The organism is Achromobacter sp. D7-1 (genome assembly GCF_059760445.1).
In genome coordinates, this window is sequence record NZ_JCBAMT010000053.1 from 34,306 (window position 1) to 47,802 (window position 13,497).

At 65.0% G+C, this 13,497-nt stretch carries 14 protein-coding genes; 13 read left to right on the top strand and 1 reads right to left on the bottom strand.

Annotated elements, in window-relative coordinates:
* Positions 1 to 153 precede the first annotated feature (153 nt).
* From AC6LKD_RS21140 to AC6LKD_RS21175, 8 genes are all read left to right on the top strand, one after another.
* Positions 154 to 486 (top strand): hypothetical protein, encoded by a 333-nt coding sequence (locus AC6LKD_RS21140; RefSeq protein WP_498117360.1) that lies wholly within the window; start codon positions 154 to 156, stop codon positions 484 to 486.
* A 291-nt stretch (positions 487 to 777) separates the two neighbouring features.
* On the top strand, positions 778 to 1,458 hold the full coding sequence (locus tag AC6LKD_RS21145; RefSeq protein WP_498117361.1) for an RraA family protein: 681 nt from the start codon (positions 778 to 780) through the stop codon (positions 1,456 to 1,458).
* Positions 1,455 to 2,702, top strand: a complete 1,248-nt coding sequence (locus tag AC6LKD_RS21150; protein WP_498117362.1) for an aminotransferase class I/II-fold pyridoxal phosphate-dependent enzyme — start codon at positions 1,455 to 1,457, stop codon at positions 2,700 to 2,702. The genes AC6LKD_RS21145 and AC6LKD_RS21150 overlap by 4 nt, the downstream gene beginning before the upstream one ends.
* Positions 2,703 to 2,753: 51 nt before the next feature.
* Complete coding sequence (locus AC6LKD_RS21155; protein ID WP_498117363.1) at positions 2,754 to 3,575, top strand: ABC transporter substrate-binding protein; 822 nt, start codon at positions 2,754 to 2,756, stop codon at positions 3,573 to 3,575.
* A gap of 118 nt (positions 3,576 to 3,693) precedes the next feature.
* Positions 3,694 to 4,383 (top strand): amino acid ABC transporter permease, encoded by a 690-nt coding sequence (locus tag AC6LKD_RS21160; RefSeq protein ID WP_013394169.1) that lies wholly within the window; start codon positions 3,694 to 3,696, stop codon positions 4,381 to 4,383.
* Positions 4,376 to 5,065, top strand: coding sequence for an amino acid ABC transporter permease (locus tag AC6LKD_RS21165; protein ID WP_013394168.1), 690 nt, complete (start codon positions 4,376 to 4,378; stop codon positions 5,063 to 5,065). The genes AC6LKD_RS21160 and AC6LKD_RS21165 overlap by 8 nt, the downstream gene beginning before the upstream one ends.
* Before the next feature lie 11 nt (positions 5,066 to 5,076).
* Positions 5,077 to 5,811 carry an amino acid ABC transporter ATP-binding protein gene (locus tag AC6LKD_RS21170; RefSeq protein ID WP_013394167.1) on the top strand — a complete coding sequence of 245 codons (735 nt, stop codon included), beginning with the start codon at positions 5,077 to 5,079 and terminating at the stop codon, positions 5,809 to 5,811.
* Between the two features lie 44 nt (positions 5,812 to 5,855).
* Positions 5,856 to 6,821: a LysR family transcriptional regulator gene (locus AC6LKD_RS21175; RefSeq protein WP_447068934.1), complete on the top strand. Its 966-nt coding sequence runs from the start codon at positions 5,856 to 5,858 to the stop codon at positions 6,819 to 6,821.
* Positions 6,822 to 6,854: 33 nt separating this feature from the next.
* Here the strand turns inward: AC6LKD_RS21175 and AC6LKD_RS21180 are convergent, their stop codons facing one another.
* Positions 6,855 to 7,244: an I78 family peptidase inhibitor gene (locus AC6LKD_RS21180; protein ID WP_498117364.1), complete on the bottom strand. Its 390-nt coding sequence runs from the start codon at positions 7,242 to 7,244 to the stop codon at positions 6,855 to 6,857.
* A 287-nt stretch (positions 7,245 to 7,531) separates the two neighbouring features.
* Here AC6LKD_RS21180 and AC6LKD_RS21185 point away from each other — a divergent pair, with 287 nt between their 5' ends.
* The 5 genes from AC6LKD_RS21185 to AC6LKD_RS21205 all read left to right on the top strand — a co-directional run bounded on the left by AC6LKD_RS21185 (position 7,532) and on the right by AC6LKD_RS21205 (position 13,349).
* Positions 7,532 to 8,380 (top strand): MurR/RpiR family transcriptional regulator, encoded by an 849-nt coding sequence (locus AC6LKD_RS21185; protein ID WP_498117365.1) that lies wholly within the window; start codon positions 7,532 to 7,534, stop codon positions 8,378 to 8,380.
* Between the two features lie 19 nt (positions 8,381 to 8,399).
* Entirely contained in the window at positions 8,400 to 9,647 is a 1,248-nt protein-coding gene (locus AC6LKD_RS21190; protein ID WP_498117366.1) for a diaminopropionate ammonia-lyase, read from the top strand.
* Positions 9,644 to 10,900, top strand: coding sequence for a M20 family metallo-hydrolase (locus AC6LKD_RS21195; protein ID WP_498117367.1), 1,257 nt, complete (start codon positions 9,644 to 9,646; stop codon positions 10,898 to 10,900). The genes AC6LKD_RS21190 and AC6LKD_RS21195 overlap by 4 nt, the downstream gene beginning before the upstream one ends.
* An 18-nt stretch (positions 10,901 to 10,918) precedes the next feature.
* Entirely contained in the window at positions 10,919 to 11,872 is a 954-nt protein-coding gene (locus AC6LKD_RS21200; RefSeq protein ID WP_498117368.1) for an N-carbamoyl-D-amino-acid hydrolase, read from the top strand.
* Between the two features lie 145 nt (positions 11,873 to 12,017).
* Positions 12,018 to 13,349: an MFS transporter gene (locus tag AC6LKD_RS21205; protein WP_013394160.1), complete on the top strand. Its 1,332-nt coding sequence runs from the start codon at positions 12,018 to 12,020 to the stop codon at positions 13,347 to 13,349.
* Positions 13,350 to 13,497 lie beyond the last annotated feature (148 nt).

Consider the following 13,497-nt stretch of genomic DNA (forward strand, 5'->3'; position numbering starts at 1 on the left):
GCAGAATTGTCCCTCCCACCAGCACCATCTTCGTTCCGCGCCATATACTCCCTCCACTACCACCCAACCGGTAGTCCGGCTTGGAAGCCGGAAAGCTATAGGCGGATAGCCGCAACGCACGCGGCCTTACTCACCGCTATAGGAGGCAGCTCCATGCTGCACCATTCCCTGACTCAAAACCCCTGGTCCCTAGACACCGACCGCGAATCCGGCCCAATTTCCCTTTCCCATCTCCACCAGATTGATCGTGCCCGCTACGCCATCCAGACCATCGCCCGCATGGTCGGCAACAGCGCGTCTGAACCTGACGCAACGGGTTCGCCGCCGCTGGACGCGTGGGCGGTATCTGCGTTGATGGGGGGAGTGGAGGGCCTTTGCGAGCATGTGGTCACTTTGACCGACGCTATGTTGGAACAAGCGCTGCACGATGAGGACAACCGGGATGAGGACGGTGCGTCGCACGACGCGCCGGCGTCGGTCCAGTAGCACCGACGAAATTGTGTCCGCCTGGAGTTTTCGCGGTCTCGACGGGGCAGTTGACGCCGAGGCCGACGCGGACATCACTTTCTCCTTCCGACAGTGGCGTTGGCGGAGGCGCGCAGCCCCAACGGCAGCGCCCAACCGCCCAAGCACGAATAAGGGATAACCCCTAAATCCAAAATCCACGAATAAAATTCCTGAATCACTGGGAATTTATATCGTTTTGAGGAACACCCCCTGGGGCCTTGTAATGCGTGTTCGCTTAACGCCGTTCACGCATCTACCCCAGACTTCCTCATGAATCCCATCGGATACCGCATTCTTCCCCGTTCCGGCCCGGCCGTTTCGGCCGACGTGCTTGCCGGCTTCGCCAGCATCGGCTCGGCCCAGATCAGCGACTGCATGAACCGCCTGTACGGCGTCAGCGGGCTGCGTCCGCTGCACGCCGGCGCTCGCCGCACGGTGGGCCTGGCGCTCACCGTCAAGACTCGCCCGGGTGACAACCTGATGATCCACAAGGCGATTTCGCTGGGTGGCGCGAGCGACGTGATCGTCGTCGACGGCGCGGGCGATACCAGCAACGCGCTGGTGGGCGAGCTGATGATGATGGATGCGCAGTCGCGCGGCATCGAAGGTTTTGTGATTGATGGCGCGGTGCGCGACCTGGATGTGTTCGCGCAGGGCGAGTTCGGCTGCTATGCGCGCGCCGTGTCGCACAAAGGCCCGTACAAGGACGGCCCGGGCGAGATCAATGTGCCGGTGTCGGTGGGCGGCCAGGTGGTCAACCCGGGCGACGTGGTGGTGGGCGACGCCGATGGCGTGGTGGTGATTCCCGCCGAGCATGCCGTGGCTGTGCTGGCTCTGGCGCAGAAGAAGGAAGCCGACGAGGCCGTGGCGAAGGAGAAGCTGCGCGCCGGCACCTACACCAAGCCCTGGCTGGAAAAGACCCTGGCCGAGAAGACGGGAGCCGCGAAATGAGCCAAAACCTGAGCCAAACCGTGACCCAAACCCCGCAACCCCCCAGCATCGTCGCCGACCGCATCAAGCGCATCAAACTGTCGCCCAGCGTGGCCGCGCGCGCCATCATCGCCGAACTGCGCGAACAAGGCCGCCGCATCATCGACCTGACCATCGGCGAGCCAGATTTCTCGACACCCGAACACATCCGCCTGGCAGCCACCGCCGCCATGAACCGCGGCGAAACCAAGTACCCGCCGGCCCAGGGCACCGTGGCACTGCGCCGCGCCGCCGCTCAGCATTTGCTGGAAGCGACCGGCGTCGACTATCCCGTGGGGCGCATCATCGTCAGCACGGGCGCCAAGCAGGTGATCTTCAATGGCCTGGCCGCCACGCTGAACGATGGCGACGAGGTGCTGATCCCCGCGCCGTTCTGGGTGTCGTACCCGGACATGGTGCTGGTCAACGGCGGCGTGCCGGTGGCGGTGGAGACCTCGCCGGCGACTGGCTACAAGGTCACGCCCGAGGCGCTGGAACGCGCCATTACGCCGCGCACCAAGTGGCTGATGATGAATGCGCCCAGCAACCCCACGGGCTCGGTCTATAGTGCGGACGAGCTGCGCGGCCTGGCCGAGGTGCTGAAGCGCCATCCGCATGTATGGCTGATGACGGACGATATCTACGCCCGCCTGAATTTCACTGGCGAACCGACGGTGCATCCGCTGCAGGTCGCGCCGGAACTGGCGGCGCGCACGCTGGTGGTCAATGGCGTGTCCAAGGCCTATGCCATGACGGGCTGGCGCATCGGTTACGGCGCGGGTCCTGACGAGCTGATCAAGGCGATGGCGATTCTGCAATCGCAGAGCACGTCGGGCGCCTCGTCCGTGAGCCAGGCGGCGGCGCTGGAGGCCTTGTCGGGTCCGCAGGATTGCGTGGCCGAGTTTGCCCAGGTGTTCCGCCAGCGCCGCGATCTGGCGATTGCGGAGCTGTCGGGCACGCCGGGTCTGGAGATCGTCGTGCCGCAGGGCGCGTTCTATGTGTTCCCGGACTGCTCGGGTCTGCTGGGCAAGAAGACGCCGGCGGGCGACGTGATCGCGACCGATACCGACCTGACGCACTATCTGCTGCGCGAAGCGGGCGTGGCCGTTATCGACGGCCATGCCTATGGCGCGCCGGGCACGTTCAGGTTGTCGTTCGCGGCTTCGATGGACGATATCAAGCAGGGCTGCTCGGCCATCCGGGAAGCTTGCGCCAAGCTGGCCTGAGGCCGGGCTAAGCAGTCAGTTCACCATACAACCATACAAGGGGAATCAAGCATGAAACGTCACACTCTTTTCGCCGCCTGCCTGGGCCTGGCGACGCTGGCCCTGGGCGCCGTCGCCCAGGCCGACCAGGTGGATGACATCAAGGCGCGCGGCGAGTTGATCTGCGGCACGCTGGGCACGTCGCAGCCGTTCAGCTTCCAGGATGGCGCGACGCGCCAGCTGGTGGGTTATGACGTGGACGTGTGCAAGCTGGTCGCGGACAAGCTGGGCGTGAAGATCAGCTACAAGCTGCTGTCGGTGGCGGCGCGGGTGCCGGAACTGAATGAAGGACGGGTCGACATCCTGGCGGCCAACCTGGGTTATTCGCCGGACCGGGCGCAGCAGATCGGCTTCAGCCATGCCTATTACGTCAGCCCGCAGAAGCTGCTGGTGCGCAAGGATTCGGGGCTGGACACGGTGGAAGCGCTGAACGGCCGCCGCATCGGCGCGACCAAGGGTTCCAGCTCGGAACGCGAGATCAAGCGCATCCTGGACAAGTCGCAGGTGATTGGCTATGGCGACAGCTCGGCTACCTATCTGGCCTTGCAGCAGAAGAAGGTGGACGCGCAGTTCGCTTCCGAGCTGGTGCTGGTGCGCCTGGTGCTGCAAAGCCCGCCGACCGCGCCCGTCAGCGTGATCGCCAAGTCGGTGTTCGACGAGCCTTGGGGCCTGGGCGTGCGCAAGTCCGAACCGCGTTTCCTGGAAACGGTGAACCAGGCGCTGGATGAGGCCGAAGCCTCGGGCGTGGCCGCCAAGCTGTTCGATAAGTGGTTCGGTCCCGAGACGCCGTACAAGCTGGAACGCGGCTTCAAGATCGGTCCGATTGCGGGCTGAGGTCGGGTTAAGCACCATCGCGAGTCCCTCGTCACGGGTTCCGGCGCCGCATCCAGCGGGCGACCGGGACCCGTGACGTTTGGTCTGGGCCTCGCGCTAGCAGGAGATTGATTGTTTTATGAGCCTACTTGACGCTTCCCAATACCAGCTGCTGTTGAGCGGCATGGCCGTGACCGTGCAGCTGTTCCTGGTTGCCTGGGTCATGGCCTTTGCCATTGCGGTGACGCTGGTGGTGGTGCGCGCGACCAATCTGGCGCCTTGTCGCTGGCTGGTCGACGCCTATGTGGAATACCACCGCAACGTGCCGCTGCTGGTGCAGGTGCTGTTCTGGTATTTCGGCATGCCCGAGCTGCTGCCCGAGGGTTTCCGCATGTGGCTGTACCAGCACAACGCCGAGATGTCGCTGGCGGCGATCGCGCTGGCGCTGGGGTCGGCGGCGTATATCGCCGAGGACATCCGCAGCGGTTTGCGCGCCATTCCCTTTACGCAGTTCGAGGCCGCCCGCGCGCTGGGCGCCAGCTATCTGCAATGCATGCGCTTCGTGATCGTGCCGCAGGCGGTGCGGATTTCGATTCCGCCGCTGGTGGGGCGCGCGCTGCTGCTGTTCAAGAACACCAGCGTGGCCATGGCCATCGGTGTGATGGAGCTGACCTACCAGGCCCGCGAGATCGAAAACGAGACCTACCGCACCTTCGCCACTTTTGGCGCCGCCACGATCATGTACCTGTTGGGATCGTTCCTCATCATGCTCATCGGATCGCGCATCTATGACCGCTATCGCTTGAACCGGGGAGGCCACGGTGCTTGATCTCCTGTCTCAATACTGGCCGACGCTGCTGGTTGGCCAATACCCCAACGGACCGCTGGGCGGACTGGCGCTGACGCTGATCTTGGCCGCCTGCGGCCTGGCTTTGTCGCTGCCGCTGGCGCTCTTGATCGCGCTGGCCCGGGTCAGCCCCTATGGCTGGCTGCGTACGGCCAGCAAGGCGCTGGTCAACGTGGTGCGCGGCATGCCGCTGCTGATGCTGATCTTCTGGGCCTACTTCGTGGTGCCCAAGCTGACCGGGCAGGTGATCAGCGGCTTCTGGACGCTGATCTTTGCGCTGGTGGTCTATGAAAGCGCCTATCTGTCGGAAGTGATCCGCTCGGGTATCGAGGCGGTGCCGCGCGGTCAGATCGAAGCGTCGCGTTCGCTGGGCGTGGGCTACTGGACCACGATGCGGCGGGTAGTGCTGCCGCAGGCGCTGTTCAATGTGCTGCCCAGCATGACCAGCCAGTTCGTCTCCACCATCAAGGAGACTTCGCTGGGCTATGTCATCAGCGTCAACGAGCTGACTTTCGCGGCCAACCAGGTCAACAACCTGGTGCTGACCAAGCCGCTGCAGGTCTTCGGCATCCTGGCCATCATTTATTTCCTGGTGTGCTTCAGCCTGAGCCGCGGGCTGAGCTGGCTGGACCTGCGTATCCGCCGCTCGCGCGCCATGGCTTGAAGGAACTAAACATGATCAATCTAGAAAAAGTGAACAAGTGGTACGGCGCGCATCACGTGCTGAAGGACGTGGATCTTTCGGTGGCGCGCGGCGAGGTGTTGGTGGTTTGCGGTCCGTCGGGTTCGGGCAAGTCCACCATGATCCGCACCATCAACCGGCTGGAGCCGATCGAGAAAGGGCGCATCCTGATCGACGGCAAGGACATCTATGCCAAGGGAGCGGACTTGAACGCGCTGCGCCAGAAGATCGGTTTCGTGTTCCAGCAGTTCAATCTGTTCCCGCACATGAGCGTGCTGGAGAACGTGATCTTTGCGCCCGTCAGCATCCGCAAGCAACCGCGCAAGCAAGCCGTGGAGCTGGCGCGCGGGTTGCTGGAGCGGGTGGGGCTGGAGCACAAGATCGACGCCTATCCGGGCTCGCTGTCGGGTGGCCAGCAGCAGCGCGTGGCGATTGCCCGGGCGCTGGCCTTGCAGCCGCCGGTGATGCTGTTCGACGAACCGACCAGCGCGCTCGATCCGGAGATGGTGGGCGAGGTGCTGCAAGTGATGAAGGGCCTGGCCAAGGACGGCATGACCATGGTGTGCGTGACGCACGAAATGGGCTTCGCGCGCGATGTGTGCGACCGGGTGGTCTTCATGGACGCGGGCGAGATCCTGGAGATGGACACGCCCGAGCGTTTCTTCAGCGCGCCCTCGCATCCGCGCGCGCAGCGCTTCCTGGCGGACATCCTGCATCCGCGCGGCTGAGGCCGGACGGCGGGCGTTGCCATGATGGTAAGGTGAGGGTTTCCATGCGTTTCGCATCGACCGCCGCGATGTACACCCTCAAACAGTTAGAGGCTTTCTACTGGAGTTCCCAGCTGGGCAGCTTCAGCGCGTCTTCCCGCAAGTTGCACACCACCCAGTCGGCGGTCGCCAAACGGGTGGGCGAACTGGAAGCCTTTGCCGGCGCGCCGCTGTTCGAGCGCCGCGCCAAGAAGCTGATCATGACCCCGCAGGGCCGCAAGCTGTACGAGCTGGCGCGCGAGATGTTGGACCTGAACAGCCGCATCGTGCAGAACATGGCCGATCCGGCCAGCTTCGAAGGCGTGGTGCGGCTGGGCGTGACGGAACTGGTGGGCATGACCTGGCTGGCGCGGCTGATCAGCCAGATCAGCCTGCGCTATCCACGCGTGCAATTGATGCCGGAGATCGACGGCGGCATCACGCTGTACGAAAGGCTGGAGCAGGACGAGCTGGATCTGGCCATCATGCCGGGGCCGTTCTGGGGTTATCAATATGATTGCGTCCACCTGGGCGCGGTCACCAATGTCTGGATGGCCAGTCCGGCGCTGGATATCGACTTTTCCGCGCAGCTGACGCCGCAGGACCTGGCGCCGTATCCGGTGATCTCGCAGCCTACCAATTCGGCCTTGTCGCATCTGTACGATGCCTGGTTCGCGGAACAGGGCCTGCCGGTCAAACGTGTGCTGACCTGCAACAGCCTGGGAATGATGGCGCAGCTGACGATGCTGGGCCTGGGCATCAGCTATCTGCCGGGCGCGTATTTCGCGCCGCTGGTGGAGCGTGGCGCGCTATGCCGCTTGAATGTGCAACCCGACCTGCCCACGATCAATTACTACGCGGTGCACAAGAAGAACATCGTCAACCCGGTGGTGGCCCGGGTGATCGATATCGCGCGCGAGGAATGCGCTTTCGAGGTGGCGGGGGCGTTCCTGCCCCATGTGCCGCCGGCGGTCAGACCGCCAGAGGCGTAGCGCGAGGCCGGCCGGGCCGACCCCCGCGAGGCATCAGCCGCAGCGGATGGCGGTCATGACGTCCTTATCGTCAACGATCAGGTTCAAGCGCGTAGCGTTGTACTCCATCGTGACCAATTGGCCCGGACGCAGCATGCGGGCCGTGGTGCTGCCGCTGCGGGTGCGCAGTTCTTCCATGACGGATGCGGTGGCCTTTTGGCCGATCTGGGATTGCAGCGCCGCGGCGTCGCAGGTCTTGCCGCCGCCCATGGAGGACGACGAGCCATAGGACGAGCCGCCGTACGTGCTGGTCCCGGCGTCAGAGGAGGACGCGCTGCCGGAGGAGCTGGAGGCCGCCGGCGCACTGGATGAACGCGGGGCGCCGGTGTTGGCGCATGCGGTCAGGCTGGCGACCAGCAGGAAAGGGATCAGCTTTCGGATCATGTAACGCTCCTTACAACAACTCGTCGAAAAAGCCATGATAGACCAGCCATGGCGGGCTGTGACGGGGAGCGGATGCGGCCGGCGTGAGGTGTTGCCGTTATAGGACGCTGTGCGCGTTCTTGCGCATGCAGGGCCGCCATGGCCTTGACGCCCGCTCATCGAATTTCTTTCCAGGCGTCCAGATTTCCGCGGGCATTCGCCGCTGCGCGACGATCCGATTTTTGCGTTGACACTGTAGTTTCATGAATATATATTTGTGAAACTACAGTTTCATAGACGGGATCATCATGACTTCGGTGTTGCAGGAGCGCATCCTCGCGCTGCAGGACAGCTTCACGGACAGCGAGCAGCGGCTGGCCAGCGTGACCCTGGAGTGCCTGGGCAATATCGCGGCCTATTCGGGCGCCGAACTGGCGCAGAAGGCGGGCGTGTCCAAGGCCACGGCGGGGCGGTTCTTCCGGCGCCTGGGCTACGAAAATTTCAACGAGGTGCGGGCGCAGGCGCGCGACGAGGCGGATCGTGGGTCGCCGCTGTACGAGATGGCGGGCGTGCGCCCGCCGGACGCGACGGGCGACGCGCTAGCGGAGCATCTGGCCACGGACTTGCAGAACCTGGCGCAGACCTTTGAGCGCCTGGACAGCCGCGACGTGGAGCGGGCCATCGAGCTGTTCGCCGGCGCTCGCCGCATCTGCATCGCAGGCTTTCGCAATGGCCGGGTGCTGGCGCAGTACGCCTGGGCCTTGCTGACGCAGCTGCGCGACGGCGTTGCGTTGGTGCCGGGTGCGGGTTTGAACCTGGCCGAGGATCTGGCCGACCTGGGGCCTGACGACGTGCTGCTGGTGATGGATTTCCGGCGTCGCGTCACGCTGCTCAAGCCCATCGTCGAACACGCGAACCGGGTAGGCGCGAAGGTCGTGGTGCTGACCGATCCGACCGCCACCGAATTGCCCGCGCGCTCGGACCTGGTATTGCGATGCGTGAACAGCGGCGCGGCCGTGTTCGATTCCTACGTCGCCGCCACCAGCGTCATCAATCATCTGTGCTCGGCCTTGGCCCGCAAGCTTGGACCTACCGCGCGCGAACGTCTGCAGAACATAGAACGCCTGCACGAACACTACGGCGACTTGCATCGCTGAATTCCAAGAGGAGACTGACTTGAACCATCCCATTCCGAACATCCGGCTGCAGTACGTGCCCAACCCGGCTTTTGAGCCGGCCGCGCCTTATGGCCAACGGCAACTCGACGTGCTGGGTGGCCAGGCCTATGTGCTTGCCGAGACGCAGATCCGCCGCTGGCCCGGCTATCAGCCGACACCGTTGCGGGATTTGTCGGGGCTGGCCCGGGCCGTGGGCGTGGCGGGCATCCGGTACAAGGATGAGGGCGGCCGCTTCGGGCTGGGCAGCTTCAAGGCCCTGGGCGGCGCCTATGCCGTCAGCCGCCAATTGCTGCGGGAATTGGCGGCCAAGCTGGGACGTGACGATCTGTCGGTCGAGGATTTGCTGTCCGGCCGCTATCGGGAACTGACCCAGGCCATGACGGTGACCTGCGCGACCGATGGCAACCATGGCCGTTCTGTCGCCTGGGGCGCGCAACGTTTTGGCTGCCTATGCGTGATCTACATCCACGCGACCGTTAGCGAAGGGCGCAAGCGGGCGATTGAGCAATATGGCGCGCAGGTTGTGCGCACGCCTGGAAATTACGACGATTCGGTGCGGCAGGCGGCGGAAGACGCGGCTCGGCTCGGACGTTATGTGGTGTCGGATACCTCGTATCCCGGCTATATGGAGGTGCCCAAGGACGTGATGCAGGGGTACGCCGTGATGGCCGACGAGGCATTGCGCCAGCTGCGCGAGGCGGGCGATGGCGAGTTGCCGACGCACGTGTTCCTGCAAGGCGGCGTGGGCGGGCTGGCTGCCGCGGTCTGCGCGCATTTCTGGGAGCAGCTGGGCGAGCGCCGTCCGCGCTTCATCGTGGTGGAGCCGGACAAGGCGGCCTGCCTGTACGAGAGCGCCCGCGCCGGCAAGCCGGTGGCGGTGCACGGCGATCTGGATACCGTGATGGCCGGGCTGGCCTGCGGGGAAGTGTCGCTGCTGGCGTGGGAGGTGCTGCATCCCGGCGCGCAGGCTTTCCTGACGGTTGACGACGAGGCCGCGCTGGAGACGGTGCGTCTATTGGCGGGCGGCAAGTATGGCGACGCGCCCATCGTGGCTGGCGAATCGGCCGTCGCTGGGCTGACCGGTTGTCTTGCTGCGCTGGCCGACCCGGCAGTGCGTGATGCGCTGGGCCTGGACGCAGGTAGCCGCGTGCTGGTGTTCGGCAGCGAAGGGGCGACCGACCCGGAACTGTATCAACGCATCGTCGGCCGGAGCGCCGCCGAAGTCGAAGCCGAGGCTGTGGCATGACTGGCGCCACGCTTGAGGCCAGCCGCGAGGCCGTGCGGATCGACGGCGCCCGCCTGTTGCGCCGCATTGCCGACCTGGCGCAGGTCGGCGCCATCGAGGGCGGCGGCGTCTGCCGCCTGGCGCTGACGGACGCGGACCGGCAGGGGCGCGATCTGGTGGTGCAGTGGATGCGCGAACTGGGCCTGACCGTGACGGTGGACGGCATAGGCAACGTGGTGGGCTTGCGGGCAGGGCGCAAGGCCGGTCCGCCCGTGATGACGGGGTCGCACATCGACACGGTGCGCACCGGCGGCCGCTATGACGGCAACCTGGGGGTGTTGGCCGGGCTGGAAGTGGTCGCGGCCTTGAACGACGCGAGCGTGGTCACTGAAAGGCCGATAGCGGTGGCGTTCTTCACCAACGAGGAAGGCGCGCGCTTTGCGCCGGACATGATGGGCAGCCTGGTGTTCCAGGGCGACTTGGCGCTGACGGATGCGCTGGCCACGGTCGGTATAGACGGCACCACGGTGGGCGAGAACCTGGCCCGCATCGGCTATGCCGGGACGGCCCCGGTAGGCAATAACGAGGTGCATGCCTTTGTCGAGCTGCATGTGGAACAGGGGCCGGTGCTGGAGCATGAGGACTACACCATCGGTGCGGTGACCGGGGTGCAGGGCATCCACTGGATCGAGTTCACCGTGCGCGGCGTGTCCAACCATGCCGGCACCACGCCAATGGCGTTGCGCCATGACGCCGGCATCGTGGCGGCGCGCATCGCGTGCTTTGCACGGGATCTGACCGTCGAATTGGGGGCGGGGCAACTGGCGACTGTTGGCCAGGTCAATCTGTTTCCCAACCTGATCAATGTCATCCCCAACCGCGCCACCTTCACGCTGGACCTGCGCAACACCGACGGCGCGGCCTTGCAGGAGGCGATTGCGCGCTGCATGAAGTACGCGGCGCAGGCAGCGGCGGACGAAGGGGTGGAGCTGAGCCATCGGGTGCTGGCCGATTTTGCGCCGGTGGCGTTCGACGAGGCCATCGTCGGCCGGGTCGAGGACATCGCGCGTAGCCGCGGGCACCGCGTGCGGCGGCTGCCCAGCGGCGCCGGGCACGATGCCCAGATGCTGGCGCGCATGTGCCCGACGGGCATGGTGTTTGTTCCCAGCGTGGGCGGGCTGTCGCACAACGTCGCCGAATTCACGCATGACCAGGATATCGAGGCGGGCGCCGGCGTGTTGCTGGAGCTGATGCTCGAACTCGCAGAACAATGAAACCGTAGGAGACTGAACATGTCACGCATCATCAATGTCGCGGCCGCGCAGCTTGGGCCGATTCAGCGTAGCGACACGCGTCGCGACGTCGTCGAGCGTCTGCTCGCGCATCTGCGCCAGGCCCATGCCATGGGCTGCCAGCTGGTGGTTTTTCCGGAACTGGCGCTGACGACTTTCTTTCCGCGCTGGTACATGGAAGATCCGGCCGAGATCGACGCGTTCTATGAAAGCGAGATGCCCGGTCCGCAGACCCGGGTGCTGTTCGAGACCGCGCGCAAGCTGGGCATAGGCTTTTACCTGGGCTATGCGGAGCTGGCGGTGGAGCAGGGCGTCAAGCGCCGCTTCAACACGTCGATCCTGGTGAACCAGAACGGCGAAATCATCGGCAAGTACCGCAAGGTGCATTTGCCTGGGCATGCCGAGCATGAGCCGTGGCGCGCATTCCAGCATCTGGAGAAGCACTATTTCGAGCCAGGCGAGTCGTTCGATGTCTGGCGGGGCTTTGGCGGCGTGATGGGCATGGCCTTGTGCAACGACCGCCGCTGGTCCGAGACCTATCGCGTGATGGGTCTGCAAGGCGCGGAAATGATTCTGCTCGGCTACAACACGCCGGTGCACAATCCGCCGGCGCCCGAGCATGACGACCTGTCCATGTTCCACAACCACCTGGTGATGCAGGCGGGCGCCTATCAGAACGGCACCTGGGTGGTGGGCGTGGCCAAGGCCGGCAAGGAAGAGGGCTGCGAGATGATAGGCGGCAGCTGCATCATCGCGCCGTCGGGCGAGATCGTGGCCGCCTGCTCGACCAAGGGCGATGAGCTGGCGATCGCGCGCTGCGACCTGGACCTGTGCCTGTCCTACAAGAGCACGACTTTCAATTTCGACCGGCACCGGCGTCCCGAGGCTTACGGCCTGATCACGGAACGCAGAGGCGCGGTGGAACCTGCGCTGGAGGCGGCGGCAACCGCCTGACCTGCGGCGCGACCAGCGTGGCCGGCCGGCAGGCTGGCCGCATAACCGGTCCGGACGTTTCCTTCCCATAAAAAACAGCATGCGGACGCCCCGAGCGCCTGCAGGGGAGCGTTCGGCCTAAAAAAACAGACCCCAAGGTGAAAATATGGACCAGTCAGTCGAGAGTATTGCGGCGCCTCCGGTTGCCGCAGACAAGGATCCCCTGGCGGCGCGGGATGACGCGCTGTATCGGAAGGTGGCGTGGCGGCTGCTGCCTTTTTTGATGGTGTGCTACATCGCGGCGTTTCTGGACCGGGTGAACGTAGGCTTTGCCAAGCTGCAGATGCTGGACGATCTGAAGTTCAGCGAAACGGTGTACGGCCTGGGCGCGGGCATTTTCTTCATCGGCTATTTCTTGTTCGAGGTGCCGAGCAATGTGCTGATGCACCGCATCGGCGCGAAGAAGACGCTGGCGCGCATCATGATCCTGTGGGGCATCATCTCGGCCGCCATGGCCCTGACGCAGACGCCGACCCAGTTCTACATCCTGCGCTTCCTGCTGGGGGCGGCCGAGGCCGGCTTCTATCCCGGCATCATCCTGTACCTGACCTATTGGTTTCCGTCGAACCGGCGCGGCCAGATCGTGGCGGTGTTCATGACGGCGGTGCCGTTCGCCGGCATCCTGGGCGGGCCGCTGTCGGGCTGGGTGATGGAATCCTTCCATGACACGCATGGTCTCGCTGGTTGGCAATGGATGTTCATCATCGAGGCGATCCCTTCGGTGCTGTTGGGCCTGGCGGTGTTCTGGTACCTGGATGACCGCATCGATGACGCGCGCTGGCTGTCGACCACAGAGAAGTCGCGGCTGGGCCAGAATCTGCTGCGCGAGAAGACCGCCAAGACCGAACACGTGTCGATGCTGACGCTGCTCAAGGACCGGCGCGTGGTTCATATGGCGCTGATCTGCTATTGCACGGTGTCCAGCCTGTCCGGCCTGGCGTTCTGGATCCCGTCGGTGATCCGCTCCACCGGCGTGGTGTCGCTGCTGGACATCGGCCTGCTGACGGCGGTGCCGAACATATGCGCGGTGATCTCGATGGTGCTGGTGTGCCGCCATTCGGACGCGACGCGGGAGCGCCGCTGGCACATGATCGTGCCCTTTCTGGTGGGCGGGACGGGCCTTGCGCTGAGCACGCTGTTCAGCCATAACCCGATGTTGGCCGTGGCCATGCTGTCGGTGGCGGCCGCCGGTTGCATGGTGTGCTCGCCGCTGTTCTGGAGCCTGCCGACGGCGTTCCTGGAAGGCAAGAGCGCGGCGGCGGGCATTGCCGGGATCAATTCGTTCGCTGGGCTGGCGGCCTTTGTCAGCCCGTACGCGATCGGTTGGATCAAGGACCTGACCGGTTCGACCGACTGGGGCATGTATTTCCTCGCCAGCTTCGCGCTGATCGGGGCGGTGCTGGTGTATCGCGTGCCGAAGAGCCTGGTCAACCGGTAGGCGTCGCGCCTCTCCACATCGGCGGGCGGGGCGCGCCCGCCCCCCCCCGACAGGGATGATGATGACTCTGGACGGAGGTGCATTTACGCCGGCGGAGGGGCGGGGTCCGGGCCCTTTGGGGCAGGGAGGGGGGATGGCGGGGCCGGTG

What these genes read in the sequence shown, in the direction of transcription:
- AC6LKD_RS21155 (WP_498117363.1), top strand. Translation starts at nt 2,754, where the DNA reads ATGAAACGTCACACTCTTTTCGCCGCCTGCCTGGGCCTGGCGACGCTG.
- AC6LKD_RS21150 (WP_498117362.1), top strand. Translation starts at nt 1,455, where the DNA reads ATGAGCCAAAACCTGAGCCAAACCGTGACCCAAACCCCGCAACCCCCC.
- AC6LKD_RS21170 (WP_013394167.1), top strand. Translation starts at nt 5,077, where the DNA reads ATGATCAATCTAGAAAAAGTGAACAAGTGGTACGGCGCGCATCACGTG.
- AC6LKD_RS21200 (WP_498117368.1), top strand. Translation starts at nt 10,919, where the DNA reads ATGTCACGCATCATCAATGTCGCGGCCGCGCAGCTTGGGCCGATTCAG.
- AC6LKD_RS21145 (WP_498117361.1), top strand. Translation starts at nt 778, where the DNA reads ATGAATCCCATCGGATACCGCATTCTTCCCCGTTCCGGCCCGGCCGTT.
- AC6LKD_RS21160 (WP_013394169.1), top strand. Translation starts at nt 3,694, where the DNA reads ATGAGCCTACTTGACGCTTCCCAATACCAGCTGCTGTTGAGCGGCATG.
- AC6LKD_RS21180 (WP_498117364.1), bottom strand. Translation starts at nt 7,244, where the DNA reads ATGATCCGAAAGCTGATCCCTTTCCTGCTGGTCGCCAGCCTGACCGCA.
- AC6LKD_RS21195 (WP_498117367.1), top strand. Translation starts at nt 9,644, where the DNA reads ATGACTGGCGCCACGCTTGAGGCCAGCCGCGAGGCCGTGCGGATCGAC.
- AC6LKD_RS21185 (WP_498117365.1), top strand. Translation starts at nt 7,532, where the DNA reads ATGACTTCGGTGTTGCAGGAGCGCATCCTCGCGCTGCAGGACAGCTTC.
- AC6LKD_RS21205 (WP_013394160.1), top strand. Translation starts at nt 12,018, where the DNA reads ATGGACCAGTCAGTCGAGAGTATTGCGGCGCCTCCGGTTGCCGCAGAC.
- AC6LKD_RS21175 (WP_447068934.1), top strand. Translation starts at nt 5,856, where the DNA reads ATGCGTTTCGCATCGACCGCCGCGATGTACACCCTCAAACAGTTAGAG.
- AC6LKD_RS21140 (WP_498117360.1), top strand. Translation starts at nt 154, where the DNA reads ATGCTGCACCATTCCCTGACTCAAAACCCCTGGTCCCTAGACACCGAC.